The sequence below is a fragment of the Lacticaseibacillus salsurivasis genome, assembly GCF_036246225.1.
GTDB lineage: Bacteria > Bacillota > Bacilli > Lactobacillales > Lactobacillaceae > Lacticaseibacillus > Lacticaseibacillus salsurivasis.
In genome coordinates, this window is record NZ_BTTP01000005.1 from 60,803 (window position 1) to 87,212 (window position 26,410).

The 26,410-nt window shown below is 54.7% G+C and carries 26 protein-coding genes and 1 pseudogene; 20 read left to right on the forward strand and 7 right to left on the reverse strand.

What is annotated here, in order from left to right:
- The 3 genes from AAA927_RS05675 (at position 1) to lepB (ending at position 3,146) form a co-directional block, all read left to right on the forward strand.
- Positions 1-993, forward strand: a complete 993-nt coding sequence (locus AAA927_RS05675) for an SGNH/GDSL hydrolase family protein (RefSeq protein WP_338216511.1) — start codon at positions 1-3, stop codon at positions 991-993.
- Positions 994-1,165: 172 nt separating this feature from the next.
- Positions 1,166-2,548 (forward strand): MATE family efflux transporter, encoded by a 1,383-nt coding sequence (locus AAA927_RS05680; RefSeq protein ID WP_338216513.1) that lies wholly within the window; start codon positions 1,166-1,168, stop codon positions 2,546-2,548.
- Positions 2,529-3,146: a signal peptidase I gene (gene lepB, locus AAA927_RS05685; RefSeq protein ID WP_338216516.1), complete on the forward strand. Its 618-nt coding sequence runs from the start codon at positions 2,529-2,531 to the stop codon at positions 3,144-3,146. The genes AAA927_RS05680 and lepB overlap by 20 nt, the downstream gene beginning before the upstream one ends.
- 107 nt (positions 3,147-3,253) lie before the next feature.
- On the opposite strand, the gene AAA927_RS05690 is transcribed toward lepB, so the two are convergent.
- Positions 3,254-4,171: an aldo/keto reductase gene (locus AAA927_RS05690; RefSeq protein WP_338216518.1), complete on the reverse strand. Its 918-nt coding sequence runs from the start codon at positions 4,169-4,171 to the stop codon at positions 3,254-3,256.
- 759 nt (positions 4,172-4,930) lie between these two features.
- On the opposite strand from AAA927_RS05690, the gene AAA927_RS05695 reads away from it, so the two are divergent.
- The 5 genes from AAA927_RS05695 (at position 4,931) to AAA927_RS05715 (ending at position 10,957) form a co-directional block, all read left to right on the forward strand.
- Positions 4,931-6,460: a Ppx/GppA phosphatase family protein gene (locus tag AAA927_RS05695; protein WP_338216520.1), complete on the forward strand. Its 1,530-nt coding sequence runs from the start codon at positions 4,931-4,933 to the stop codon at positions 6,458-6,460.
- Positions 6,457-8,637, forward strand: coding sequence for an RNA degradosome polyphosphate kinase (locus AAA927_RS05700; protein WP_338216522.1), 2,181 nt, complete (start codon positions 6,457-6,459; stop codon positions 8,635-8,637). Before AAA927_RS05695 ends, AAA927_RS05700 begins: the two co-directional genes overlap by 4 nt.
- Positions 8,634-9,572: a Ppx/GppA phosphatase family protein gene (locus tag AAA927_RS05705; RefSeq protein ID WP_338216524.1), complete on the forward strand. Its 939-nt coding sequence runs from the start codon at positions 8,634-8,636 to the stop codon at positions 9,570-9,572. Before AAA927_RS05700 ends, AAA927_RS05705 begins: the two co-directional genes overlap by 4 nt.
- 96 nt (positions 9,573-9,668) lie before the next feature.
- Positions 9,669-10,652 carry a DUF1002 domain-containing protein gene (locus AAA927_RS05710; RefSeq protein ID WP_338216526.1) on the forward strand — a complete coding sequence of 328 codons (984 nt, stop codon included), beginning with the start codon at positions 9,669-9,671 and terminating at the stop codon, positions 10,650-10,652.
- A gap of 74 nt (positions 10,653-10,726) precedes the next feature.
- Positions 10,727-10,957, forward strand: coding sequence for a hypothetical protein (locus AAA927_RS05715; RefSeq protein ID WP_338216527.1), 231 nt, complete (start codon positions 10,727-10,729; stop codon positions 10,955-10,957).
- 53 nt (positions 10,958-11,010) lie between these two features.
- Here the strand turns inward: AAA927_RS05715 and AAA927_RS05720 are convergent, their stop codons facing one another.
- Both AAA927_RS05720 and AAA927_RS05725 read right to left on the reverse strand, forming a co-directional pair.
- Complete coding sequence (locus AAA927_RS05720) at positions 11,011-11,550, reverse strand: dihydrofolate reductase family protein (protein ID WP_338216529.1); 540 nt, start codon at positions 11,548-11,550, stop codon at positions 11,011-11,013.
- A 59-nt stretch (positions 11,551-11,609) separates the two neighbouring features.
- Positions 11,610-12,118 (reverse strand): annotated as a pseudogene (locus tag AAA927_RS05725) (YbhB/YbcL family Raf kinase inhibitor-like protein).
- A gap of 104 nt (positions 12,119-12,222) precedes the next feature.
- Between AAA927_RS05725 and AAA927_RS05730 the strand changes: the two are divergent.
- The 6 genes from AAA927_RS05730 to metG all read left to right on the forward strand — a co-directional run bounded on the left by AAA927_RS05730 (position 12,223) and on the right by metG (position 18,016).
- Positions 12,223-13,002, forward strand: coding sequence for a PHP domain-containing protein (locus AAA927_RS05730; protein WP_338216531.1), 780 nt, complete (start codon positions 12,223-12,225; stop codon positions 13,000-13,002).
- Between the two features lie 17 nt (positions 13,003-13,019).
- Positions 13,020-13,958: a hypothetical protein gene (locus tag AAA927_RS05735; RefSeq protein ID WP_338216533.1), complete on the forward strand. Its 939-nt coding sequence runs from the start codon at positions 13,020-13,022 to the stop codon at positions 13,956-13,958.
- Between the two features lie 10 nt (positions 13,959-13,968).
- Entirely contained in the window at positions 13,969-14,655 is a 687-nt protein-coding gene (locus AAA927_RS05740) for an NAD-dependent protein deacylase (RefSeq protein WP_338216535.1), read from the forward strand.
- A 9-nt stretch (positions 14,656-14,664) separates the two neighbouring features.
- On the forward strand, positions 14,665-15,138 hold the full coding sequence (locus AAA927_RS05745; RefSeq protein WP_338216537.1) for an NUDIX domain-containing protein: 474 nt from the start codon (positions 14,665-14,667) through the stop codon (positions 15,136-15,138).
- Positions 15,131-15,952, forward strand: a complete 822-nt coding sequence (locus AAA927_RS05750) for a DUF72 domain-containing protein (protein WP_338216539.1) — start codon at positions 15,131-15,133, stop codon at positions 15,950-15,952. Before AAA927_RS05745 ends, AAA927_RS05750 begins: the two co-directional genes overlap by 8 nt.
- An 84-nt stretch (positions 15,953-16,036) precedes the next feature.
- Entirely contained in the window at positions 16,037-18,016 is a 1,980-nt protein-coding gene (gene metG, locus AAA927_RS05755; RefSeq protein WP_338216541.1) for a methionine--tRNA ligase, read from the forward strand.
- Between the two features lie 220 nt (positions 18,017-18,236).
- Here metG and AAA927_RS05760 read toward each other — a convergent pair whose 3' ends face one another.
- From AAA927_RS05760 to AAA927_RS05775, 4 genes are all read right to left on the reverse strand, one after another.
- The gene (locus AAA927_RS05760) at positions 18,237-18,632 is read right to left on the reverse strand and encodes an iron-sulfur cluster biosynthesis family protein (RefSeq protein WP_338216543.1); all 396 of its coding nucleotides are present in this window, start codon (positions 18,630-18,632) and stop codon (positions 18,237-18,239) included.
- Positions 18,633-18,692: 60 nt separating this feature from the next.
- Positions 18,693-19,853, reverse strand: a complete 1,161-nt coding sequence (locus AAA927_RS05765) for an MFS transporter (protein WP_338216545.1) — start codon at positions 19,851-19,853, stop codon at positions 18,693-18,695.
- Positions 19,854-20,108: 255 nt separating this feature from the next.
- Positions 20,109-21,113, reverse strand: coding sequence for a tagatose 1,6-diphosphate aldolase (locus AAA927_RS05770; RefSeq protein WP_338216546.1), 1,005 nt, complete (start codon positions 21,111-21,113; stop codon positions 20,109-20,111).
- Between the two features lie 92 nt (positions 21,114-21,205).
- Positions 21,206-21,964 carry a DeoR/GlpR family DNA-binding transcription regulator gene (locus AAA927_RS05775; protein ID WP_338216549.1) on the reverse strand — a complete coding sequence of 253 codons (759 nt, stop codon included), beginning with the start codon at positions 21,962-21,964 and terminating at the stop codon, positions 21,206-21,208.
- 318 nt (positions 21,965-22,282) lie between these two features.
- On the opposite strand from AAA927_RS05775, the gene AAA927_RS05780 reads away from it, so the two are divergent.
- The 6 genes from AAA927_RS05780 to ispE all read left to right on the forward strand — a co-directional run bounded on the left by AAA927_RS05780 (position 22,283) and on the right by ispE (position 26,349).
- Positions 22,283-23,056 (forward strand): TatD family hydrolase, encoded by a 774-nt coding sequence (locus tag AAA927_RS05780; protein WP_338216551.1) that lies wholly within the window; start codon positions 22,283-22,285, stop codon positions 23,054-23,056.
- 2 nt (positions 23,057-23,058) lie between these two features.
- Positions 23,059-23,622: a ribonuclease M5 gene (gene rnmV, locus AAA927_RS05785; protein WP_338216553.1), complete on the forward strand. Its 564-nt coding sequence runs from the start codon at positions 23,059-23,061 to the stop codon at positions 23,620-23,622.
- Positions 23,615-24,499 carry a 16S rRNA (adenine(1518)-N(6)/adenine(1519)-N(6))-dimethyltransferase RsmA gene (gene rsmA / locus AAA927_RS05790; protein WP_338216555.1) on the forward strand — a complete coding sequence of 295 codons (885 nt, stop codon included), beginning with the start codon at positions 23,615-23,617 and terminating at the stop codon, positions 24,497-24,499. The genes rnmV and rsmA overlap by 8 nt, the downstream gene beginning before the upstream one ends.
- Before the next feature lie 134 nt (positions 24,500-24,633).
- The gene (locus AAA927_RS05795; protein WP_125579460.1) at positions 24,634-24,885 is read left to right on the forward strand and encodes a Veg family protein; all 252 of its coding nucleotides are present in this window, start codon (positions 24,634-24,636) and stop codon (positions 24,883-24,885) included.
- A 55-nt stretch (positions 24,886-24,940) separates the two neighbouring features.
- On the forward strand, positions 24,941-25,432 hold the full coding sequence (locus AAA927_RS05800) for a GNAT family N-acetyltransferase (RefSeq protein WP_338216557.1): 492 nt from the start codon (positions 24,941-24,943) through the stop codon (positions 25,430-25,432).
- Positions 25,433-25,500: 68 nt separating this feature from the next.
- Entirely contained in the window at positions 25,501-26,349 is an 849-nt protein-coding gene (gene ispE, locus AAA927_RS05805) for a 4-(cytidine 5'-diphospho)-2-C-methyl-D-erythritol kinase (RefSeq protein WP_338216559.1), read from the forward strand.
- The last annotated feature ends 61 nt before the right edge of the window (positions 26,350-26,410 follow it).

The window sequence follows — 26,410 nt, forward strand, 5'->3', positions numbered from 1 at the left end:
TTGCAGCAGGATGGGATTGATTTTCATAACGTGGCGTTAATTCGCGCCACGCCAGCCGGGCCGCTACTGGATCGACTGCCGGCCGCGGAGCGCGCCCAAGTCGACGAACCGGCGACACATACCTCCTCGGATGCGTCAGGCGTCGAGCTGCGGTTTGTCATGCAAGCGCCGGAAGTGAAGTTGACCTTGGCGGTGGAGGCGGCAGCGGAAGCACAAATCGCCTATCTGCGCTTCGGGACTTTTCCCGGCACTTGGACCGCTTCAACTCGCATTCTAACGACCAAACCGACCACCATCACGATTGCCCAGCCGGCAAACCTGGTGCGGCTGCAAGCCCTCGCCCAGGCCAAACATCTGGCTTTTGATCCAGCCGTCGTGCGCGTCTGCCTGCCGTACTGTCGCAACTACTACTATCGGGTTGAAGGAGCGGTGGCGTTGCCGGCGCCCCAGCAGCTGCCGCCGCGCACGTACCTAGCTTATGGTTCTTCCATCACGCATGGTTCGCTGGCGCTGAATCCCATGGCAACGTATCCGCAGCTGATTGCGGATCGGCTGGGGACGGATCTGTTGAACTTTGGTTTTCCCGGATCGGCGTGGCTCGAACCGGCGGTGGCCGATTACTTGGTCAGCCGCTCAGATTGGCACTTGGCGTCGCTGGCCATGGGCATCAACATGCTTGGCGCTTTTTCGCCAGCTGAGTTTCGAGCGCGGGTCCGCCGCTTTATCGCGCCCTTCGCCGCCGATCCGCGGCCGGTTGTGGCCACGGATATGGTGGTCACCGATTATCCGGCCGATCCTGGCAAAGTGGCGCAATTTCGGCAAATCGTCAAAGCGGAAACCGCTGGTAAGTTGCCCTACATCAGTGGCTTGGACCTGCTTGGGGATGAAACTGACTTGAGTTCAGACTTGCTGCATCCCACGGCGACTGGCATGCGGCAAATTGCGGACCACCTCGGCGATTTTCTGGTGGCCCACGCCGGTCAACCTGCTTAGGGACAATTGAACAAGGCACCGCTTCCATCCGCATTGGCGGCGAGAGCGGCGCCTTTTTAAGCTGCTTCACCAGCCGGGAAAAGTTGCGGGGTTTCTTTGCGAAAATGACGCCTAAACGGTAGGCATTTGTGATAGAGTGGGGCAAGATATTGAAGACGAGGTAGGTTGTAGCATGCGGACTTTGACGAAGGGCAATCCCCTGAAGCTGGTATTTTTCTTCACGATCCCGCTTTTGATTGGGAACCTCTTTCAGCAGCTGTATAGTTTCATGGATGCGCTGATTGTTGGGCGGACGATTGGTAAAGACGCGCTGGCCGCAGTCGGCGCCACCAGCAGTATCAATTTTTTGATTATCGGGTTCGCCCAAGGGTTAACCGCCGGCTTGTCCGTGCTGACCGCGCAAGCGTATGGCGCGCGGGATGAACGCGGGGTGCGCAAGAGTTTTGGCACCAGCGTCTGGATTTCAGCCGCCATTGCCTTGGTCCTGACCATTGTAGCGGTGGCGATGACGCGGCCGATGCTGGTCCTGATGCAAACGCCGCCGGCCATCCTGGAAGACTCGATTGCCTTTGTGCGCGTGATTTTCTATGGGATTTTTGCCTCGATGGCGTTTAACCTGTTATCCAACATGATGCGGGCATTGGGCGATTCACGCACGCCGCTGATTTTTTTGATTATCGCGACAGTCATCAACATCATTCTGGAATTCACCTTCATCCTCGGCTTCCACATGGGTGTCGCCGGCGCCGGCTGGGCAACTGTCACCGCGCAAGTGATTTCGGCGTTGCTGTGTTGGTGGTATATTAAGCGCCGCATTCCGCTCCTTAACATTCACAAAGAAGACCTAGTCATCGATTGGGCTGCTATTAAGCATCACGTCGTCGTGGGGATGCCGATGGGCTTTTCCATGTCTATCATTGCCATTGGCTCGATTATTCTCCAGGTCATGCTCAATACGCTGGGCACCGATGCCGTGGCGGCTTACACTGCCGCTGGCCGGATTGATCAAATTGCCACGCTGCCCGCGTCTTCGTTTGGGGTGACGATGGCCACATACGCCGCCCAGAACTTAGGGGCCCGCGAGTATGGCCGGATTCGGCGCGGGGTGCATCAGACCTTGCTGCTGAACGTCGGCATTTCGGCGGTGTTCGGGGCGTTGATTATTGTCTTCTCCAAGCCACTGGTCAACCTGTTCTTGGGCCCGAATCAGCCTGCCGTTACCGCGCTGGCTCAGACCTATTTCCACTTCAATGCCAGCATGTACTGGCTACTGGCCATTCTCTTTACCATGCGTAATTTACTGCAGGGGCTGGGCCATACCTTGGTGCCGACCGTTGCCGGCTTGTTTGAGCTGATGATGCGGGCGTTTGCCGGCATTATTCTGGTGTCGCACCTCGGCTTTACCGGGGCGGCGATGGCTAACCCGCTGGCCTGGGCCGGCTCGGTGTTTGTTCTGGTGAATATGTACATTCGCACTATGCGCAAGATCCGGCAGAAGGAAGATGCGCAAGCCGCAGAGTTGGCAGGAGGTCAAGATGAGCGCACCCCAGTCTAACCAATGGCAGCTGCTCTGGCGCGTACTCCGCTGGCTGGGGACCGTGGTGGTGATTATGGCCGTGGTCTTTGGCGTCAAAATGGTGCTCGGCTTGTTTTTGAGCAATGACCAAGTGGCCGGCAACTCGATGCAGCCCACATTGAAGAACGGGGACCGCCTAGTGGTTGCGACCCAAACCAGCATCAAACGCAATGCCATCGTCACCTTGAAAAGTCCGATGCAGGCCGATGAACAGTATATTAAGCGGGTGATAGGCCTGCCTGGTGATACCGTGAGCGTCAAAAATGATCAACTGTACATCAATGGCAAGCGCACGGCCCAGCCTTATTTGAAAACGAGTTTCATGGTCAAGAGTCTGCAGCTGTCTGAAGTGCAAAACGGCGCGGTGACCAGCGGCCAGCATTTTACGCCGAACTTCAGCCTCGCCACGCTTAAGGCCACCCAGACAGCGCGAGTGCCGAAAGGAAGTTACTTTGTGCTCGGCGACAATCGACCAGTGTCTTACGACAGTCGCAAGTTCGGCTTTGTGAAACGCAGCGATATCTACGGGGTCGTCAAATGGCGGTATTGGCCGCTTAATCAAATGAAGACCTTTTAACCCCAAGCCGGCGGCCTAGTGAATTCCTGCCCGGGCAGCTGGTCCACGAAAAAAGGCGTCTCCTTAACGCGCAGGAGACGTCTTTGTTTTTGGATTGGAGCCTTAAATCACGGCAAATCGTTGCCAGCCGCGAAGTACACATCGTACCACTGCTGGCGCGTTAAGGTGATGTCGCCAGCCTCGGCGATATCAGCAATGCGCTTAGCGTTGGTGGTGCCAGCGATGACTTGCACATCAGGAATCCGGAGCAACCAAGCTGCGGCAATGGCGCTGGTATTGGTGTGATATTCATCAGCCAATTGCTTCAAGCTAGCGTTTAGCTTCGGGAATTTCGGATTGTCGATGAACACACCTTCGAAGAAGCCATACTGGAATGGGCTCCAGGCCTGAATGGTCATATCCTGCAGGCGGCTGTATTGATAGATGCTACCATCATGATCCACTGAACGGTCATCGGCCATGTTCACGTGAATGCCGTTGTCCAGCATTCCAGTGTGCATCACGGACAACTGCAGCTGATTGGCCACGAGCGGCTGCTTGACGGCTTTTTTCAGTAGTTCAACCTGCATCGGGTTGAAGTTTGACACACCAAAGTGCCGGACTTTACCGCTGGCTTGTAAGGTGTCAAAAGCTTCAGCGACTTCTTCTGGCTCCATCAAGGCATCTGGCCGGTGCAGTAGCAGGGTGTCAAGGTAATCCACCCCTAAGCGGCTCAAGCTGCCATCAACGGCTTCGAGAATATGTTCCTTGGAAAAGTCATAGCGCTTGCCAGGGACGATGCCGACTTTGCTTTGCACCAGCACATCCTCACGGCTGAAGTTGGCGTCGCGCAAGGCTTGGCCAAACAGGGTTTCTGACTTACCACCGTCATAAATATCAGCATTATCAAAGAAATTAATGCCGGCATCATGAGCGGCTTCCAGTAACTTGGTGGCGCCGGCGCGGTCGAGTTTGGTAATCCGCATGACCCCTAACGCAACGGCGGAAGCTTTCAGGCCAACATGGCCAAGATCGATAGTTTTCATAACATCGCTCCTTTATCCTAGGTCTTCACTTCGACCCGCAGATTCATTTTCATTTTAGCACAGTGAGCGCTTTCGTTAAATCTGGGCACGGCCGCAGGTGGGGTCGGCTGGAGCCAAAATACGGTCTCCAGCCTCAAATGTGAACCGCCATCGCTACGCTCAACGGCGTTTCACATTTGCCCCCAGTCAGGACAGGAATAGCCTGCAAAGCCCGCAGTCTATTCGTGTCCTGACTGTTTCGCGGCTGGACCACCACGCCTCTCTGCCCCACCAACCCCACCTGCTACATAAGCGTGAGGCTCATCAAGATGATGACACAACCGCACTAGCATTGACTGCTGATTGCGAGTGGAAACGTGATAGCCGTTACCGTCAAATTTATGACAACAACAGACTACTCATCGCTATCGAGCCGGGTTTGGTGGCAGTGGGCGGAGCTAGGTGGGGGTCTGGCAGTGAATCGATTAGCGATAGGAAGACCGGCGCGTTTTTGGCGCTGGGCTTCCTATCGCTAATCGCGGCAGTTTTGAAGACGCATTGGAGCGTAGCGACGCGGCTTCAAAACTAGGCCCGAGACCGGTTTGTGGCTCGGACCGGCCGCACTGCCAGCGCCCCCGCCAAGCGGAGCCCACTGTCGCCGAACACGGCGTCCGCAAACCCGGATCGAGAACCTGCGCCGAGTCGGGGGTGAACATGCTATGATGGGGTCAGCAAGATTGGTGAAAAGTGGTCAGGGTAGACCACTGAAAAAGGAGCGCGATGGCAATGAGCGAACATGGCTTTGTGGTGATTGGGGCGCAAAGCGTCTTCTTTAGTATCACGAACCTGAAAACCTTGGTGGAAGTCGAGCGTGGCGCCTATCCGGTGTCAATTGGGGAGGATATTTTCGCCACCCATGAAATTCAGCCTGGCACCGTTGATCAGCTCGTGGTGGCGCTGCAAACCATTGATCAGCTGATGACCGATTATGGCGTCAAAAGCTATGAGATCATTGGCACCCACAGTTTTTTTGAAGCGAAGAATTCGCAGTTCGTGCGCGACCAGCTCTTCAGTCGCACCGGCCGGCCAGTGGCCACGCTGACCTTATCGCAGGAGTCTTACTACCGCACGCAAGCGGTGCTGGGGAAGTTCCCGCATTTTGACCAAATCACCCAAAAAGGCACAGTGCTGATTGATATCAGTTCCGGTTCCGTTGAGTTAACGGCCTTTGCTAATGGGGAGTTCGGCTTTTCGCGCAACTTGTCGCTCGGCCCGCTGCGGGTGTTTGAAGTGATGGGGGACTTGCAGCGCACGGTGCCAAACCCGACCGAAGTGATGCGGGATTACATCGACAGTCGGCTGGCGGATTTTATGCGGCTGCTGTCGAAAAATCAGCATTATCCGCACATGATTTTGATGGGCAGCGCCTTGTCGGTGTTCAATACCTTGATTCCCAGCGGCGAGGAAATGGTGGAAACCGACCACGAAGGCTTCCGGCTGATCTACCAGGAAGTCGTGCAGGCCAGCGACCAATACTTAAGTGATCATTTTGATTTAACTCCGACGCAAACGGCCCAGGTGCTGCCAACGGTGCTCTTGGTTTACCGGCTGCTCAAGACGCTGAATGCTGAGCGCGTCTGGATTTCTAACCTGAAGCTACTGGATGGCATCGAGCTGTCGGCGGCAGGGGAAGCAGGATCCCAGGCGGCAGCGATTGATCCCACCCGCGAGATTTTGATTTCGGCGCAGAATTTAGCCGATCGTTACCAGGTGGATCCGAAGCATCGCGATAGCACGGTTAATTTTGCCTTGCAGTTGTTTGATCGGCTGAAAAAGCTGCATGGTTTAGGCAAACGCGAGCGGCTGCTGTTGCAAATTGCGGCGACGGTTAATGACGTGGGGAGTTATGTCGACACCCATAAGCACTACGAACATTCCGAATACATCATCAACTCTTCAGAACTGATGGGCCTGACCATGCCAGAGCAACGGATGGTGGCGGCGATTGCGCGCTATCATTCCAGCGATACCCCGCAAACGGACCTGAGCGACTTGCATGAACTCAACTCCACCCGGCGGCTGATTATCGCCAAGCTTTCGGCGTTGCTGCGAGTGGCGGATAGTCTGGATGCCTCCCGCCAGCAGAAAATTCAGAAGATTCGCGTTTCGATTCAGCCTACGCGGGTGCTTTTGACCGCCACGGCGACTGATGATGTCGAGCTGGAGCGCTGGACGCTGCAAACGAAAGGTGAGTTCTTCGCGATTGTCTTTGGTCTGCCCATTGAATTGAAAGGAAAGACGCGCTTATGAGCAAAAAATCCATCGATTTTAAAGATAGCAAGTACTACAACAATCGCGAACTCAGCTGGCTGGCCTTCAATGACCGGGTGCTGGAAGAAGCGCGGGATAAAACCAACCCGCTGCTGGAGCGGGTGCGCTTTTTAGCCATTACCCAAAGTAACCTGGATGAATTCTTCAACGTCCGGGTGGCTTCACTGCGCAAAATGGTCGCCGTCAATTACGACACGCCTGATGCGGCGGGGATGACGCCAATGCAGCAGCTGACCGCGATTGCCAAAGCCGCTCATGCCATGGTCGATAAGCAATACACCACCTGGAGTCGTTCCTTGGAGCCGCGGCTGGCGGAGCTGGGCATCAAACTCAAGGGGATGGACGAATTGTCGCCGCACCAGCAGCAGTTCTGCCGCGATTACTTCGAGCAGGAATTATATCCGGTGCTGACCCCGATGGGCGTGGACCCAACCCGGCCGTTTCCCTTTTTGGCGAATAATAGCCTGAATCTAGCCATTCGCCTGCAACGGCCGGAAGACGAAGGCGAGGACAACGAGAAGGCGCGCAGCTTTGCCACCGTGCAGATTCCCGATATGTTTCCACGGGTGCTCCGCCTACCAGACGGCGAAAATGATTTTATTTTGCTGGAGAACATCATCAAGGCGCATTTGGGGTCGCTATTTGTCGGCGCTACCATCCGGGAAACTGCCTTGTTCCGCGTGACGCGAGATATGGACCTGGATGTGGCGGAAGAAGACGCGTCGGATCTGATGAAAGAGATTCAGTCGCAGCTCAAAAAGCGCCAGCGCGGCAAGGTGATGCGGCTGGAAATCGACGCCGAAATGAGCAAGTACCTCAAGAAAAAGCTGATCAAAGGCCTCGATATTGAAAAAGAAGCCGACGTCTATGCCATCAAAGGGCCCATCGACTTAAATGTGCTCAGCAAACTGGTCAAGCAGGTGCAAGGCCACAGTGAGCTGCAATACCCGCCGTTCACACCGTATCTGGATCAAAGCCTGATGCAAGGTAACCTGTTCGCCCAAATCCGGGAGCACGATTTGTTCCTGCAGCACCCTTATGACTCCTTCACGCCGGTAGTGGAGTTTATCCATCAGGCGGCGCTGGATCCGCAGGTGCTGGCGGTGAAAATGACGCTGTACCGCGTGTCATCCAAATCGCCGATTATCAGCTATTTGAAGCTGGCGGCGCAAAACGGTAAACAGGTCACGGTGCTGGTTGAGCTGAAGGCGCGCTTTGACGAAGAAAACAACGTCCACTGGGCGCAAGAGCTCGAACGCGCCGGCTGCCACGTGATCTACGGTTTGGTGGGCCTGAAAACCCACTGCAAGCTGGCGCTGGTAGTGCGCCGCGATGAAGACGGCATTCGTCGTTACATGCACATGGCCACTGGGAATTACAACGATGTCACCGCGCGCGTGTATACCGATATGGGGCTCTTCACGGCCGATACCGAAATGGGTACCGACGCCTCCAACATTTTCAACATGTTGTCTGGCTTCTCGGAACCGGCGTACTTTAACAAGCTGGTGATTGCGCCGCTGGGTATTCGCGATTTTCTCAAGGAACGGATCGAAGAAGAAATCGCTGAAGCGCAGGCGGGGCGCAAGGCCTTGATTGCGATGAAAATGAATTCGCTGTCAGATAGCGATATGATTGAAGCCCTGTACCGCGCCTCGGCGGCTGGGGTCAAAATTCATTTGATTGTCCGCGGCATTTGCAATCTGCGGGTCGGCATTCCAGGCGTGTCTGAAAACATCACGGTGCATTCGATTGTGGGCCGCTTCCTCGAACACAGCCGGATTTACTATTTCTACGCCGGCGGTGAGGAACACCTCTACCTGTCTTCAGCGGATTTGATGAAGCGCAATCTGTCGCGGCGGGTGGAGCTTTTGTTCCCTATTCTGCAGGCTGACATTCATGCCCGGATTTGTGAGATTTTCCAGACCATGTGGGACGACAATGTCAAAACCCGGCTGCTCCAGCCAGACAACTCCTGGGAGCGGGTGGATCTGCGCGGGGTCAACAAACTGGACGCGCAAGCCACCTTCCTGGCGGCGGCGCAGGCCCAAACCGCGGCGCAGTTGGCACACCGGGAAGATAACCAAGAAGACCCGCAAGCCAACCGCCGCTTTACGCCGTTAACGGCGCCGCAAGATGAGGAGGCCGGCGAATGACGCATTTTGGGGTCATTGATTTAGGTAGTAACTCGGCGCGGCTGTCCATTTGGCAAATCGATGGCAATCATCAGCCCCATGAAGTGCTCAAGCTCAAGGAGATGGTGCGACTGTCTGAGGACATGGGGCCAGAGCAAACGCTCAAGCCTGCCGCCATTGCCCGCACCTTGGCAGCGCTGCAGCGGTTTAGCGCCGCGGCTAAGGCCTTTCCAGAGTTAACGCTAGAGGGTTATGCCACCGCGGCCGTGCGGCAAGCGGGCAATCAAAAAGCCTTTCTCAGGCAGGTCAAAGCCGAAACTGGGCTGACCATCACGGTGATCCCTGGCACCCGCGAGGCCGAGCTGGACTATCTCGGGGTGGTCAACACCTTGCCCATCCAAAATGCTTTGATCATGGATACCGGTGGGGCGTCCACTGAGCTCATTTTGGTGCAAAACCGCAAACTCATTCACCGCGTGTCGCTACCAGTAGGCTCGGTGAACTTATCGGAGCGTTTTCTGGACGCTGATGTGGTGCGGCCGGCGCAACTGTTCAACCTGATTACCGAATTCTCCAGCATGCTCAATGGCATTTGGTGGCTGCGCAAGGCCTTGAATCTGCCGATTGTGGCGCTGGGCGGCTCCAATCGGACGTTGGCCAAAATTCAGCGCCGGCGCGAGCAGCGAGGCAGTTATGAAGATATTCATGGCTACCGGATGGCCACCACTGCCGCCAACAAGATTTATGCCGACATCTTGGACAAAGACCTAGCGGCGCGCAAAGAAGTTCCTGGCCTGTCCAAGTTTCGGGCGGATATCATTGTCGGCGGGTTGACGCCTGTGATTACGATGATTCGCTACCTCGACAGCGACCGGCTGCTGTTTTCCCAGTATGGCTTGCGCGAAGGGGCGTTGTATAGCTATTTGAACGCCAACGAGTTAGGCCAAGAAGCGTGACTGCAAAAGCTTTCCTTAAATCCCGGCTGGGCTGCTTCCGCTGCCAAGCCGGGTTTGGTATAACTGGGGTATTAAAAAACGAATGGAGCAATGATCATGAAAAAAGGCTTATTCACCTTAATGGCGGCTGCCGCCTTTGGGTTGGTGGCAGCCGCCACCCAAGCGGCGCCAGTGCATGCGGATGAAACCTGGGCCCCAGTGGCTACGCTGGGGGTGTCGCTGACTGCTGATCAGAAAACGGGCACCCTGAACACCTTGGAAAATGCGGCCAATGTGACTAACCCCAGCGAATTGACGGTTAATGGGAACACCTTGGTCAAATACCTCAACCCTGCCGGCAGTACCTTCACTGCGAATTCTGGCGTGTGGTCGAGCGCCTTGGTCCAAAAAACCAGTAGCGGCGGCATCAACGTCACAATCGTGAACTATAACGGCACCAATAACATCACCACCATCACGGCTGATCAGTACCGCAATGCGGCCCTGACTGCTGGGGTGACGAATGCGAATATCTACATCACTTCGGCGGTGCGGATTGACGGCTCCGGCGCCTTGGCTGGGGTCTATGCAGCTTTTGCTCAAAACGGTCAAACTCTGAATTCGGCGCAGATTACGGCGGCGCAGGATGAAGTCAACACGCTTTCTGGCATCACGTCTGCGAACAAAGATAAGGATGGGTATTCGGATAAGCAGCTTAACAACGCGGTGGCGGGGATGAAGTCTCAAATGGCCAGTCAGAGCAATAATGGCTCCCAGACCCTGTCGCAAAATCAAATCGGCAATATCGTCGATTCGCAGCTCAAAGACAACCAACTGGCCGGGGTCATCAACAACAACCAGCGCACCCAAATCATTAATTTGCTGGTCAAGATTCAAAACTCTGGGGCGTTGAAGAGCAGCGATTTTAAGGCCCAGGCCCAAAAGCTGATGTCCAGCATTCAAGACAGCGCCAAGAACCTCTTCAGTAAGCTGAAAGGTTTGGACACTCAGGAGAACCGCAATTTACTGCAGAAAATTTGGGATGGCATTGTTAGCTTCTTTAGCCAGATTGTGGCCTGGGTGCAAGGGCTGTTCAACTAGCTAGAAGTGGCACTGACGGCGCACGGGCAAACGCAGCCAGTGAACGTGCTACAGCATGAAAAAGGGATGGGTGCATGGTTACCACAGTTGATAAAGTGTTTTTGGTCCTTTACGCGCTGACCGCAGCGGTGATGTTCTACCTGGCTGGCATTCAGTTCGGTGCCGCTTGGTTTGGCCGCTACAGCGACACCGCCGACATCTGGATCAGCTTGCTATGGCTAGTGCCGGCCTTCATGGCGCTGGCGCAGTTAGGCCGTGAAGTCTGGCGGCTGCTCGGCCTGCGCGCCAAGCAACCCGACAAATAAGCAGAATCAAAAATCACGCCCAGGAGGCGTGATTTTTTTGCCTGAAAGCCAGGCTATTTGGGTTCGGTGCAAACGCGATACGTCAAGGTCACGAACTGATCGTGCTGGGCGGTGGTTTCCAGCTTCAGCGGTACATCCGTCAGGTTGCTGGTGACCAGGCTGATGCCATCGCCTAACAGGACCGGGGCAATGGTGATGATCAGCTGATCGATCAAGTTGGCCTTCAGTAATTCGGTGAAGATATCTGCACCACCAACGAGCCAAATGTCATGGCCCTTTTTGGCTTTGAGCTGCCGCACGAATTCAGGGATGTTGCCAGCCACCACAGTCGTAGGATCATCAGTATCGTGCAGGGTGGTGGAGAAGACATAGCTTTCCTTGTCTTGATAAGGATAGGTGCCAGCTAACCGCAAGGCGCGCTGGTAGGTTTTGCGTCCCATCAGCACGGTGTCGATTTGTTGATAAAAAGTCTGATAGGCGGCATCGGCCGCTGATGAGTTCAGCCGGCTCAACCACTTGGTGCCACCATCTGGTTCGGCAATGAAGCCATCCAGACTTTCAGTTAGATATAAAATCACTTTTCGTTCAGACATACTGCCACCTGCTTTCCTTTGTTACGTTAATTATATCACAAAAGAAAGCGGTTTCTCTGTTACTTTCGCGACCAGAGATCCACACTGACTTCCGCCAGAATGTGCCCGGCCATCGCATGGCGCGCTTCATTGAGCCAAAACCCGTCACGCAGCGGGAGCGTGGTATCAAGGGCAAACACCGTGAGGGTGTAGGCGTGATCGGCATTCGGCGGTTGCGGGCCGACGTAACCCGTGGCCGTCTCTGGATCCTTGTTGCCGACCATGGCGCCAGATGAAGAATTGTGGCCTTTCACCATCGGCGTGAGGCCAGTGTGGCTGGCATTTTCCGCGAGGTGGTGGTGGCGGCCGGAATATTCACGGCGACCCAGTGAATCCAGGGGAACCCAGAGACTGGCACGGCATCGAAATCAATCAGCTGCAGCGCAAACGTCTGCGTCCCTGCCGGCGCCTCTTCGATGGTAATGGGGAAACTGCGGGTGGGCGTACCTTGGTGTTGATCGGCCGGCGCGGCATATTTACCGAACCGGTCAGCGAGGTAACCATTTGTTGTTGGCACAGTGATTTTCATCTTCAGGACTCCTTTACATGTATAATTAAACTTAGCATAGCACTTTCAATTAGGCAGTGAGGCACTACTGTACTTAGATACCATCATGAAAAGGAGTTAGTCCAATGCCAGTTTATGACCAGCATGTGCACACCTATTTTTCCTTTGATTCCTCTGCGCAATTTGAGGATTATCTGGCCCAAACCCAGCAGCCCTTTGTGACCACTGATCACCTAGAACTGAGCAATCCCGATGATGGCGGCGGGGATGACAAGCCAGATTTTGCCGCGTATCAGGCTAAGCTCAAGGTGCTGCATCAGCAGTACCCCAATCAGCTCCTGCGCGGGGTCGAGTGCGGGTATTTTGCCCCGCGGGCCGCTGACCTCGCGGCGTACCTGGCGGCAGGCGACTATGACCTAGTGCTGCTAAGTTTTCACCACGACGGCCAGTACGATTACCAGAATCCGTATTTCAAAACGGTTGACCAAAAAGCACATGTTCAGGCCTATTATCAGCGCATGCTCAGCGGCCTCAGGCAGGCCAACTTTGGCGATGTGCTGGCGCATTTTGATTACGGCCTGCGGGTGCTTGACCTCACGCCGGCCCAGCTGACAGCTTGGGCCAAACCGCAGCTGCTGGAAATTCTGCGGCTGCTCGTTTCGAAGCACATGGCTTTAGAAGTGAATACCAAGTCGTTGTATCGCTGGCACAATGCCCCGCTGTATGAGTTGGTGCTACCATGGTACAAGCAGGTCGGTGGCCAGCTTTTGACCTTAGGCAGTGATGCGCATACCCCGGATAAGTTTCAAACCGAATTTCCCGCAGCCAAAGCCCTGATCAAGCGGGCCGGTTTTGGTCAATTAGCGGTTTATCATCAGCATCAGCCAACACTGGTGGCATTATAAATAAAGGAGTTAACATCTTGGACGAAACCATTACGAAGTTATTAGAAGCAGTTAAAAGCAACTACGCCACGCCTATCGAAGTGGTAGTGGAGGGTGAAGCTTCTGGTCAGCTCAATCACAGCCAGTCGGCGCAAAAACTCCTAGCCAATGGCCATTTGGAAGTGCGCGTCACGGACACCACGGCGCCTGATTACACCTTGAGCCATGAACTCATGCACATGTTGCTGATTACCACTGGGTTTCCGCAACTTCAGTATCACCTGGCAAGCGGCGAACCGGCGCTGGATCAACAGTTTTTCGCGGTCAGTATGGCGCTGTACGATGCAGCGTTACATGATCTGATTCGCCAGTGGCAAGCCGAGCACGGCGTCTTAACCGCCGAGGTGATGACGGCCTTGGCTGCCGGAGTCGAGGCGGTGCTGCCTGCCGTGGATGAATTGAATGATGGTTTACTGGTTTACTGCACGATGACCTTACTCGATGCCTTAGTCATGTTTGAAGGCGGCAGCAAGGCCCAGCAGAAACACTGGAGCCATGATTATCCGCAGGCAATGACTTTGGCCCAGAGTCTGTACGCCACCATCACCAGCAAAAAGCACGCCACGCCGTTTGATTTTCGGCGGCTGGTGGTGCGCTTGTGGCGTCAATTCGATGAGATGCTGCCGCACGCCGGGTTCCAGCCGACCGTCAACGCCGAATTTGCCACCTTGCCGCCGGTGCTGTCTGAGCGCCAGCTACGGCTGGCGGTCAATCAGACCTATGAGCTGCTTCACAGTGAGATGCGGGACCTGGAAACCAAAAAGCGGGCCTATGTTGCCATGGGCAAGGGCGATGGTCAAAACGCCTTTGTTCTGCCAGTGGGAGATTTGAGTCCGGAAGGGTTCCAGCAGCTGTACCAGGCGCCGCTGAAAACGATTTTGAATCAGTATGACATTGATTACGCCATCCGCGATTAAGGAGTAGGGCATGTTTGATTTGAAACAAGCGATTGCGAACGCTCATTTTGTCACGTTTTTGACTGGGGCCGGGGTGTCGACTGCTTCCGGCATTCCCGATTACCGGAGCAAAGGTGGCTTGTATTCCGATTTGGCCAGTCCGGAAGAAGCGCTTTCGATTGAGAATCTGCAGCAGCATCACCAGGCTTTTCACGACTGGGTCACCAAGAAAATGTACTATCCTGACGCCAAACCTAACGTGATTCATGAAAAAATGGCGCAAATCACCAATGCCAAAGGCGCCATTGTCACCCAGAACGTTGACGGCTTGCATCAGCGCGGCGGTGCCAAGCACGTGGTGGAGTTTCATGGCAACCTGTATCGCATTTATTGCCAGACTTGTGGCCAGCAAATCGACTATCAAACTTACCTGCAGTCGGACGTTCACGCCGAAGATGGCGGCATCTTCCGGCCTGATATTGTGTTATACGGCGAGCCCATCGAACCTGATGTGATCAACGCGGCAGTTGAAGCCGTGATCAACGCGGATTTGATTGTGGTGGTGGGGACGAGTTTTCAGGTATATCCCTTCGCCGGGCTGCTGCAGATGGCGCAGCCGGACGCCGTGCTGGCCGCGGTCAACCGCGAGCCCATCAGCTTGCCCGCTGGTGCTCATATGGTGGTGGGGGATGCGACGACGGTTTTCGAGGCACTGTAGGAGGAAATGATGGTCAAAGCCTTAACAGTCGGGTTGGTCGAAACCGCTTCTGGGTTTCTGTTGATTAACCGGCAAAAGCCGCCTTACCGGGGATTATGGAACGGCCTAGGCGGTAAAGTTGAGCCTGGCGAAACGCCGCTGGCTGGCATGCAGCGCGAGCTCGCCGAAGAATGTGGCCTGCACTTGCCAAAAGCCGCTTTTACCGCTGGCGGGTTGGTGCACTGGTACGTTGATGGCAGCTTGCGCGGCGAGCTGTATTTGTATACTGCTAAAACTGACCTGCCGTTTGCCCAGCCGCTGGTGACCCGTGAAGGCATCGTCGCCGCCATGGCTCGAGGCTGGCTGCTTGCACCGGATAACTTGGGTTTGGTGCCGGATCTCGCGCCACTGCTGCCGGCGCTGCTGGCCGGGGAAGCACATACCTATCGCTCGGACTTTACCGGTGATCATTTTGATGGCCTGCAGGTGCTAGCGCATGATTGACGTGGGGCTCACTGCAGTGGCGGATCATCCCAGCTTGGCCAGCGGTAAAACCAGCAGCTTGGCGGATCTGGCGGCAGTGTTTCCAGTGGTTGAGCTGGATACCACCTACTACAATGTGCCGAGTCAAGCGGTGGTCATCAACTGGTTGAAACAAGTGCCGGCCGGCTTTCAATTCATTGTCAAAGCCACTCAGGCGATGTCGGCGCATAAGGTGGAAGAAGGCCATGACGCCGGCGCGGAATTTACCGGCTTGCGGCGAGCGTTGGCGCCGATGATTGACCGCCAGCAGCTGGCTGCAATTTTGTTTCAGCTGCCGCCGTATTTTGGTGTATCCGCCACCAACATTCATGTCCTGCGCCGCATCAAGCTGCTGTACCCGGATTTACCCGTAGCGATTGAGTTCCGCAACGCTGGCTGGTATTTGCCGGAATACCAGGCCCAAACGCTGGATTTGCTGCGGACGCTGGGTTTCATTCACGTGGTGGTGGATGAGCCGCAAAGCGCCGCTGGCAGTGTGCCGCTAGTGGCGCAGGCGACCAACGATGATTTGACCATCATGCGCCTGCATGGCCGCAACCTCGCTGGTTGGCAGCGCGGCGGCGCGCAGTGGCGCAGCCAGCGCACAAACTACCGCTACTCGACTGAAGAGTTGCAAGGCCTCGGTACGGTGGCCCAAAGTTTGGCCAGCCAGCGGGTGATCGTGATTTTCAACAACAACGGCGGCCACGATGCTGCCGATAATGCGCAGCAATTCATTACCCAGCAAGGGTTGCACTACGCTGATTTGGGGCCCCACCAATTGGATTTGTTCTAGCGGGTAGGCGCCAATATGCTATACTTAAGGCAATTTAGCGCTTGTCGTCATTTCGACAGGCGATGCTCAGGAGGCACACTTTTCATGGCAAAACCCACGTTTTATGTCACTACGCCGATTTACTATCCATCTGGTAAGCTTCATATCGGCAATGCATACACGACCATTGCAGCCGACGTCCTCGCGCGGTATAAGCGCCTGACTGGCTACGACGTTTTCTTCTTGACCGGCACCGATGAGCACGGTTTGAAAATCGAGCAAAAAGCCGACAAGCTCGGCATCACCCCGCAGGCCTTCGTCGACGGGATGGTGACGCAGATCAAGCAATTATGGAAAATGCTTGAAATCACCAATGACAAATTCATCCGCACCACGGATAAAGAACACGTAGCGGCGGTGCAAAAAATCGTTGAGCGCCTGATCAAGCAAGGCGACGTGTATCTTGGTGAATACACGGGCTGGTACTCAGTGGAAGATGAAGAATACTTCACCGAACCGCAGCTGGCCGAAGTTTACCGCGATAAAGACGGTAAGGTCATCGGCGGCAAGGCGCCGTCTGGTCATGACGTCAAGCTGGTCCATGAGCCGAGCTACTTCTTCCGGATGAGCAAGTACACCGACCGGTTGTTGAAGTTCTACGACGAGCACCCTGATTTCATTCAGCCTGCTTCGCGTAAAACCGAAATGATCAACAACTTCATCAAACCTGGCCTAGAAGACCTCGCCATGAGTCGCACCAGCTTCAACTGGGGCGTGCCGATTCCCAGTGACCCGAAGCACGTGGTTTACGTCTGGGTGGACGCGCTGCTGAACTATATCACCGCGCTGGGTTACGGCTCCGATGACACCACCTTGTTTGACAAGTACTGGCCGGCAGATGTGCAGTTGATTGGAAAAGAAATCGTCCGGTTCCACACCATTTACTGGCCAATCATTTTATTTGCCTTGGATCTCCCACTGCCAAAGAAGATTTACGGCCATGGCTGGTTAGTGATGAAAGATGGCAAGATGTCCAAGTCCAAGGGCAATGCCATTTATCCGGAAATGATCGTCAAGCGCTACGGTCTTGATGCCTTGCGTTACTATCTGATGCGGGCCATTCCGTTTGGCAATGACGGCATCTTCACGCCGGAAGACTTCATTGACCGGATTAATTTTGATTTGGCCAATGACTTGGGCAACTTGCTGAACCGGACCGTGGCCATGATCAACAAGTACGAAGGCGGTATTTTACCTGACTTGAGTCAAACCGAAGCCACCGAGTTTGATGCCGACCTGGAGGCTGTCGCCAAAACCGCCATTGCGAAGTACGGCGACTTAATGGACAACCTGCAGTTCTCTGACGCCTTGGACGCCGCCTGGAAGCTGGTCGCCCGGGCGAATAAGTACATCGATGAAACTGAGCCTTGGACTTTGGCCAAGGATCCTGCCAAAAAGGCGCAGCTGGCCAGTGTCATGGGGCACTTGGCTGAAAGCCTGCGCTTGATCGCACTGCTCATTCAGCCAGTGATGACGCATGCGCCGAAGCAGATGTTCGAACAATTGGGCATGGATCCAGCACTGGAAGCTCAGCAACAGCTGGAATGGGGTCATCTGCCAGCCGGCAACCGGATTGCCGAACAAGGCACGCCAATCTTCCCGCGGCTTGATGTCGAAGAAGAAGTGGCCTACATCAAGGACCAGATGCAGCCGCCGAAGAAACAAGCGACGGTGGACGAAAAGACCCGCAAAGGCGAAATCGACTTCAAGACTTTCGACAAGTCTGAAATCCGTGTGGCGGAGATTCTGAATGTGGAAAAAGTCCGCGGCGCCGATAAGCTCTTGAAGTTCACCTTGGACGCGGGGGATGAAGGCACACGCCAGATCCTGTCTGGTATCGCCGAGTATTATCCGCAGTTCAAGCAGCTGATCGGTAAGAAAGTCATGGCCGTGGTCAACTTGAAGCCGCGTAAGCTCAAAGGCGAAATCAGTGAAGGCATGTTACTTTCTTCCGAAGACAATGCCGGTCACATCACCCTGCTCGAAGTCGCTGCTGGTATCCAAAACGGTAGTCTCGTCGGTTAACTGAAACGCTTATATTCACTCAAAGCTCGGCTGCGGCCGGGCTTTTTGTGTGGACGGCCGCGGGTTGCGGCGGTGGACCGAGGTTGATTTGGTTGCTCGTCCACTATCCTGGCAGTCTGGCAGGCTTAAAGCGAATGTCTAATCGTAGTGAGCTGATATTTGCTATGCAGTAGGGCAAGAAAAAAGCGAACCGACCGCGGTCAGTTCGCTGGATGAAATATTAGCATGTTTTGCCATCGACCATGACGCCTTGCTTGAAGGCGGCGAGGACGTCGGCGCCGTTAGCGATGCGGACACTGCTGTCAAGGGCGTGGGCGTTGTCACTGATGCTGATGGCACCGTTGACAAAATCCATTTTCAAGCCGGGATTGAAGAACAGCATGTCGTAGTCTGATGTGTACAAGTGGAGGCCGGCGGCGTTATCTAGTGCAACGTCATAATCGGCGTCAGGCTGATCGAGAATGATCAGCGAGAACTTGGTGCCGATACTACAAGCGCCGCCTTGAAGGGAGTAGCGCCCACCGCCATCATCGGCGATGAGTAGAATTGTTTTGTCGGCATAGCCGTTTTGGCGCATCCGGGAAACGAAAGAATCCGAAAGTTGAATCGTTGCCATTAAAATTATCCCCTTTCACAACACTATCTTGCACAACCTAACTTGAGTATAAACCTGCTGTCAAGCTGAGTGCCGGAGCCGGCGTAAGCCAATCAGGCTGGCGAAGGCTAATAAAACGCCACACGCGCCAAAGGTCCAGGCGAAGCCGATTTGCTGGATGGCCCAACCCAGCAGGGGAAACAGGCCAATCATGGCCAGCGAGTACAAGAGTGATGCCACTGACAACAAAGTGGCGCGTTGCGCGCTGGGAATGCGGGCGTTGTACAGCACGGTGAACACCGGCGGCATCAACGCCGATAAACCGTAAATCAGCAGGAATAAGCCGCTGATGACCGCGGTTTGGCCAATGGCAGTGAGTAGAAGTAGGAGGCTCAAAACGCCGAGCACCCCGGCCAGGAGTCGGTTCGTGTTCAGCTTTAATAAGCGCGGCGACAGGCGGATGGTGAGTACGGCGACGACTGTGGTGCCGGCTAGCAACAGCGTAATCAGGGGCGTGCTGAAGTGGCGCGCGGTCATCACGTTTTGAAAATAGAAATAGTAAGCGGCGGCAATCGCCGAAACTGTGGCGTCAAACACCATAAGCCGGCGCAAGGTAGGCTGCTGGCGCAACACCATGATGGCCTCGCGAATGATTTGGCTGATGGTCTGACGGGCTTCTTGCTGCTTGTGCTGCTGCGGCTCATGCAGAAACAAGGTGGCCAAAATGCCTAGGCCTGCAAAGCCCAGGGCCAGCCAGTAACTTACGGCCAAGTCCCAGTTGACCATGGTGCCAGCTAGGAGGAGGCCAGAGGTGGTGGCGATTTCGATCACAATATTCAGCCGACTGGACACTTGCGGCCAGCGGGCTTTTTGGTCAGTCTCGAGGAGCGATTCATAGAGTAAGGCTTCAAGGGTGCCAGATTGCAGGTTGTAAGACCAGGCCGAGAAAATGAAACTCAAGGCGAACCAGGCGAAGCCGCCGTTGATCAACATCATGGCGGATGAAATGAGGCTCATGCCCCGGCTCAAAATGAGCATGGTGCGGTAGCTAAAGCGATCGGCGAGGACGCCGGAGGGCACTTCGGACAAGAAACTCGCCACATGGAAAATACTTTCACACAGGCCAATCGCAACGAGACTCAGACCTTGTTGGCCAAGATAGATGACCCAAAGCTGGGTGATGCCGAAAAAAGCGAAGAAGCTGTACGCATAAGCGGCGTAGAGCTGTTTTTGGTGATTCATTGATTTATCCTAACTGCGTTTTTGCGCAAAACAAAGGCCATCGCAAAGATGGCCAAGGGCCACGAAAGAGGGTAGATTCCACCCCTTAAGCGGCAAAATTGTTAATAATCGCGTGGGCACGAGCAAGCCAGGATAACACGATGAAGACCTCCGATAATTGTTGGGTTGATTTTAGCACGTTCGCTCGCCCAGCGCAATTCGGCTTGCGCGGACAAAAAAACACCTGCGTCGCCGCAGGTGTCGGATGTTGCTTAATTACTTTTCAACTTCAACTTTGCTGTCCCAAGGGGTAGCCGTTTCGGCCAAGACCTTGTTCAGGCGGTCGATGTTAGCTTTACCTTCAGTTTGCAGCCATTGCTTACCGGCGTCTTCGCCTTTAGCAGCGAATGGTTCAACGCCAAGCTTCCAGGTGGCACGACCACAAAGAACACCGTTAAAGGTGGAGCCAGCAGCCTTAGCGAACTTCAATTCATCCAAGAACAGTTCGTTGGTGACGCCAGCGGACAGGAAGATGAATGGCAGGTCGGTTGCATCGCTTTGTTCCTTGTAGTACTTAGTGGCTTCTTCCTTGGTGTAAACTGCTTCAACGCCATCATCGGTGAAGCCTTCAACGAACTTCTGGTTAACTGGCACTTCAAGCTTCAAGACGGAAACGTTGTAGCGAGGATCGCTGAATTCGCGGGTCATTTCGATGACCTTGTGTGGCTTTACTTTAGCGTAAGCGGCATCGGCAACGCTGTCGGAGTTGGCATCATAGGAAACCAGTTCCAAGAACATTGGCAGGTTGTTCGCCTTAGCTTCAGCACCAACGCGTTCAACAAAGGCCTTCTTGCGATCGTTAACGGCGTCGCCTTCATCGGCATCGTAGTAAAGCAGGAACTTAACCGCGTCGCCGCCTTCTTCAGCAATGCGCAAAGCGGATTGGTTTTCGATCAAATCTGGGAAACGACCAGGTTCGGTTGCATCGTAACCGGTCTTTTCGTAGGAAAGGAGCAAGCCGGCTTTGGAATCACGCGCCTTAGCAGCTGGCAGGCCGTATTCTGGATCCAGCAGAATGCTGCTTGCATACTTGGTCAGCTCTTCAGAAACCGCAACTTTGAAGTCCACGATGGTGGTTTCGTTAGCAGGTTGGTTAGCCGCAGCGGCGATCATCTTTTTCAAAGAACCCCGTTGGTCGATGGCCAACGCGGAAATCACATCGTTGTCATCGGACAGTTGCTTCAAGTGTTCAAATTGACCAGCAGTAAGTTTTACAGACATTATAGTCCCTCCATGTTTTTAATCGGCATGAGCCGTTCATCAATAGCGTACTCTATTTCAAACAAAAATGTTCACTTTTTTTCGAAAATGTTTCACACCGTGATAATTTGCGTGAGGCGCGAATAGGTGGCCTGATCTTGGGCGGTGATGGTGGCGTTGGTAATCAGCGCATCCATCTGGTCCAAATCGTAAAACGAATAGAAATCCCGGTGGTTCAGCTTACTGACGTCACAGCACAGATAGCGCTGTTCCGCATTGTTCAAGGCGAGGCGCTGGACTTCGCCTTCTTCAGGGCTGGCATCGTATAGAGCGTTGCCAGCGATGCCATTGGCGGAAGTGAAGGCCTTGCTCAGGCTCAAGTGGCGCAAAGCACTGGTGGCCATGCTACCAATGAAGGCGCCGGAGCGACTGCGGTAAATGCCCCCCACCATTTCCAAAATGAAACGATCCGCGTGACGTTGAAAGCTTTCAAACACCGGCAAACTGTTCGTGACGATACGTACATCAGGCACTTTGACATAGGTGGCAATCAACTCGTTGGTGGTACCAGGGCCAATATAAACCGCATCACCAGCTTCAATCAAGCTTGCTGCTCGGCGAGCCACCGCGTCTTTTTCGACGGTATTCAGTGATTGCTTTTGCAGCCGGGTGAGTTCATGGGTGCGCTCAAACGCTAAGCTTTGGGCACCGCCATGAACCCGCGTTAGCAGCTTTTGGGCAGCCAACTCTTCCAAATCGCGGCGGACGGTCATTGTTGAGACGTCGAGTTCCGCACAGATCTCGTTGACACTGATGATTCCGCGGGCGTCGACGAGGCCTTGAATCGTCAGTAACCGTTCGCGTTTCAGCAATTTATCACCTCGCTTCCATGTTCGAAATTGTTTACTTTTGTTCGACTTAAACTTTAGCATGCAGGAACGGGGAGGTCAAGAAATGATAACTAAGGAATGGAACTTTTCAGGGTGCCACCTGTAGTTGCGCTCCGGTCGGCAGCGTCGGAGTGGCTAGCTACGGTTGAGGCCTTGCCGGCAAAGGACACCGGCAAGGCCTCAACCTAGGCTATCCATCCGGCTAAGCCCGCCGACCTTCGCAGCCTGTCGTTCCGCCGCCTTTTGCCTTCCTTTCGCCACCTGCGTATAATAACTGTCAGTATATAAGAGGAGAGCGTTATGCAAATTTTTGATTCTCATACGCATTTGAACGATACGCCATACGCGGGCCAAGAGGCGCAGTATGTGCAGCAGGCGGCGGCGCTGGGCGTGACCAAGATGGCGATTGTTGGCTCCAATGCCGAGTTGAATTCCGGGGCGCTGCGGCTGGCAAAACAGTTCGATCAGCTCTACGCAATTGTCGGTTGGCATCCGGATGATAGCAAGGATTATGACCAAGCTGCGGAAGACCTGCTGGAAACCCAGTTGGCGTTGCCGAAAACCGTCGCGCTAGGCGAAATCGGGTTGGATTACCACTGGGATAACAGTCCCCGCGAAATTCAGCGCCGCGTTTTTCGCCGTCAGCTGGCCATTGCGCGGGAGCTGCACATCCCAGTCTCGATTCACTCCCGGGACGCGTTCGAAGATACCTACGCGATTTTGAAGGATGCCCACCTCTCTGAATTTGGCGCCATTATGCATAGTTTCACCGGCGACGGTGAGTGGGCCAAGAAGTTCCTTGATCTGGGGATGTATATTTCCTATTCCGGCATTGTCAGTTTCAAAAATGCCCCTGAGGAACATGAGTCTGTGCAGGTGGTGCCGGCAGATCGGCTACTGGTGGAAACGGACGCCCCTTACCTGACGCCAGCGCCTTACCGCGGTCGGCAAAATGAGCCGGGCTACACGCGCTATGTGGTTGAGGCAGTGGCCAAGTGGCGGCAGGAAACGCCTGAGGCTATCGCCCAAACGACCTGGGCGAACGCGCATCGCATTTTCAACTTGAAAGGGTAGTTATGACGTTTAAACAAATTATTGTCGTGGAAGGCCGCGACGATACCAAGCGGCTGACGGAAGCTTTTGGACCCATTGACACAATTGAAACCCGCGGCAGCGCTATTGATGAAGCGACGCTAGTGCTGATTAAAAAAGCGCAGGCCAGCCGTGGCGTGATTGTGCTGACCGACCCTGATTTCCCTGGTGAAAAGATTCGCAAAACGATCAGCCGCGCCGTGCCAGGCGTCACCCACGCCTTTTTACCGGTGGCGGCGGCGGTGCCAGATCACAAAGGCTCGCTCGGGGTGGAACATGCCAGCCCAGCAGCGTTGCGCGAGGCGTTAAGTCATTTGGTCGTGGAAGTGCCGGATGCGCCAGTGCAAATTCCGCGGGCAGTGCTGGAAGCACAAGGGCTGATTGGCGGGCCGGCTGCGCGCCATCGCCGTGAGCGGCTGGGTGAGCTGCTGCATATCGGCTACACCAACGGTAAACAATTGCAGAAACGGCTGGCGCAATTTCGGATCAGTGAATCCGATTTTGCGGCGGCGGTCAAAACTATCAATGGGGAGGATGCTCATGCCTGAAGATCACCATATTGCCACCCCGGCGCGCACCAAAGAAATCTTGCAGCGCCATGGCTTTCGGTTTAAGAAACGCTTGGGCCAGAACTTTTTAACGAATCCGGCGGTGCTGAAGCGCATTGTTGAAGCCGGTGAGGTCACCGCCGCCGATGATGTGATTGAAATTGGCCCTGGCATCGGTGCGTTAACAGAATACTTGGCAGAATCAGCCCATCAGGTGCTGGCCTTGGAAATCGATCCGCAACTGATTCCAGTGCTCGCCGAAACCATGGCCCCGTATCCGAATGTCACCGTGGAGGAAGCCGATGTTTTAAAGGCCGACTTACCTACGCTTCTGAAGGCGCATTTTGACGGCAAGCACGCGGTGAAGGTGGTGGCCAATCTCCCGTATTACATCACCACACCGATTCTGATGCACCTGATTGAAGCGCCGATTGATTTTGCCAGCATCACCGTCATGATGCAAAAAGAAGTCGCAGACCGCCTGACTGCCGGTCCTGGAAGCAAGGACTATGGCAGCCTGAGCATTGGTGTGCAGCAGCGCATGGCAGTGGCCGTCGCCTTTACGGTTAGCCGCACTGCCTTTGTCCCAGCGCCGAATGTTGACTCGGCGATTGTGACGCTGACCAAACGGCCGCAGCCGCTGGCCAGCGTGCATGATCAGGCGGCCTTTGATCGCTTGGTGCGCGGTAGCTTTGCCGCCCGGCGCAAAACCTTGTGGAACAATTTGCAGGGCTTATATGGCAAAGATGCCGCCACTAAAGCCCAATTAACCACGGCGCTGGCGGCAGTTGAGATTGCCCCAAGCGCGCGCGCCGAAACTTTATCCATTGAATCTTTTGCCCGGCTCGCGGATGCGCTCAAAGCCGCGGGGCTGTAATGTTACGGCGAAAATAAAAAAATGGTGAGAATTGTACAAAAGCCAAAAGATGATGCTTGTCTATATGCATTTGTAATGGTATAATTGCAAATTTCTTGCTTTCGTGCTATGATTGCTGACAAGGGGTGAAGTGCATGCCAATTACTTTAGCAAGCATCAAGCAGCAACTCGACCGCAAGATCGGGGAAAATTTAACCGTTGTCGCACAAGCAGGCCGTAAAAAGGTCACTCGGCGCAAAGGGACACTCAAAGAGACCTACCCAGCCGTTTTCGTGGTTGCCTTAGACCAAGACGAAAACGCCTTTGAGCGTGTATCCTATAGTTACGCTGACCTCCTCACCAAATCGATTCAAATTACATTTGATGACGAAGAGCAAGCATCATAACAAAACAAACCAGCCACTCATTTGAGGGGCTTTTTTGTTTGGAAAAGAGGAGCCTATGTTACGTTTCCATCCGGTCAAATCTGCGGCAGACGAAGCTGCGGTGCTGACCATTTATCAAAGCAATCCTGACTATTTCACGTTGACCGAGCAGCCTCAGCCAACATTGGCCATGGTGCAAGAAGACGCCGCCGCGCGGCCCGCTGAGGTGAGCAAATGGGATAAACATTACGGCCTGCTCAAAATCGATGACCGACCAGTTGGCGTTTTGGACCGGCTCAACGGCTATCCTGAAGCCGACATTGTTTATATCGGCCTGCTGATGTTGGCCAAAAGTGAGCAAGGCCAAGGCTTGGGTCAACGCGTGATTCGGGGGCTGCGCAAGCAGTTTAAGCAACAAGGCTTCAAGCGCCTGCGCGTGGCTGTCGTCAGTGCCAACACCGGGGCCTTGACGTTTTGGGAACAGCTGGGCTTTAAGCCACTGGGCGAAAGCCAGGCCCAAGTCGGGGCGGCGCCACAGGCAGTGGTCATTTTGGAACAGGCATTATAGCGCCAACCGTGTTCAAATGCGCTTGAAACCGGTATAATCAGCTTAACAACTACAAACGGTGATAGCCTATGGAAATCGTCCAGAAGGCCCCAGCCAAGATCAATCTCAGTCTAGACGCGCTTTACCAACACCGTGATGGGGCCCACGAGTGGGAAATGGTGATGACCTCGGTCGATCTGGCAGACTATGTGCATATTAGCCCAAGCAGCCGCCTGTCGGTATCCACTGACAGTGGCTTTTTACCTGAAGACCCGCGCAACCTGGCGTATCAAGCCGCTTTGGTGTTGCAGCGGGCCGCTGGCGTGCACCAAGGCGCGAAAATCCGCTTGGAAAAACATATCCCGGTGGCGGCTGGCTTAGGCGGCGGCTCCTCGGATGCGGCGGCTGTACTGCGCGGCCTCAATCAGCTTTGGGGCCTGAATTGGCCGCTTGAGCGCTTAGCCAAAATTGGTCTGGCGGTGGACTCCGATGTGCCGTATTGTGTGTACTCCCGCACGGCCTTGGTCACTGGCAAAGGCGAGATTGTCACGCCGCTGGACCGGCGCCCAGATTGCTGGGTGGTGCTGGCAAAGCCGCGCGTGTCGGTATCGACGCAAAGCATTTTGCGGGCCATCGACTATGATCAAACGGTGCGGCATCCAGACACTAAGAAAGTGGTGGCTGGCATCAAGCAAGGGGATCTGCCTTTGATGATCAGTGGCATGGCCAACAGCCTGCAGCCGGTGACTGCTGCTAAGCATCCGGAAATCTTAGCCTTGCAGCAGCGCTTGGTGCGTTTTGGCGCGGATCACGCCCAAATGTCCGGCAGCGGCCCGACCGTGTTTGGGGTCTGCCGCAAACGCAGCCGCGCGCATCGGGTGTACAACAGCATGAAAGGCTTTTGCCGCGAGGTCTATCTCGTGCGGCCGCTTCAATAACGGATTCAGCTGACGCCAAGGTCAGCTTTTTTATTGGTCAGCTTATTCGTAATGACTCCCG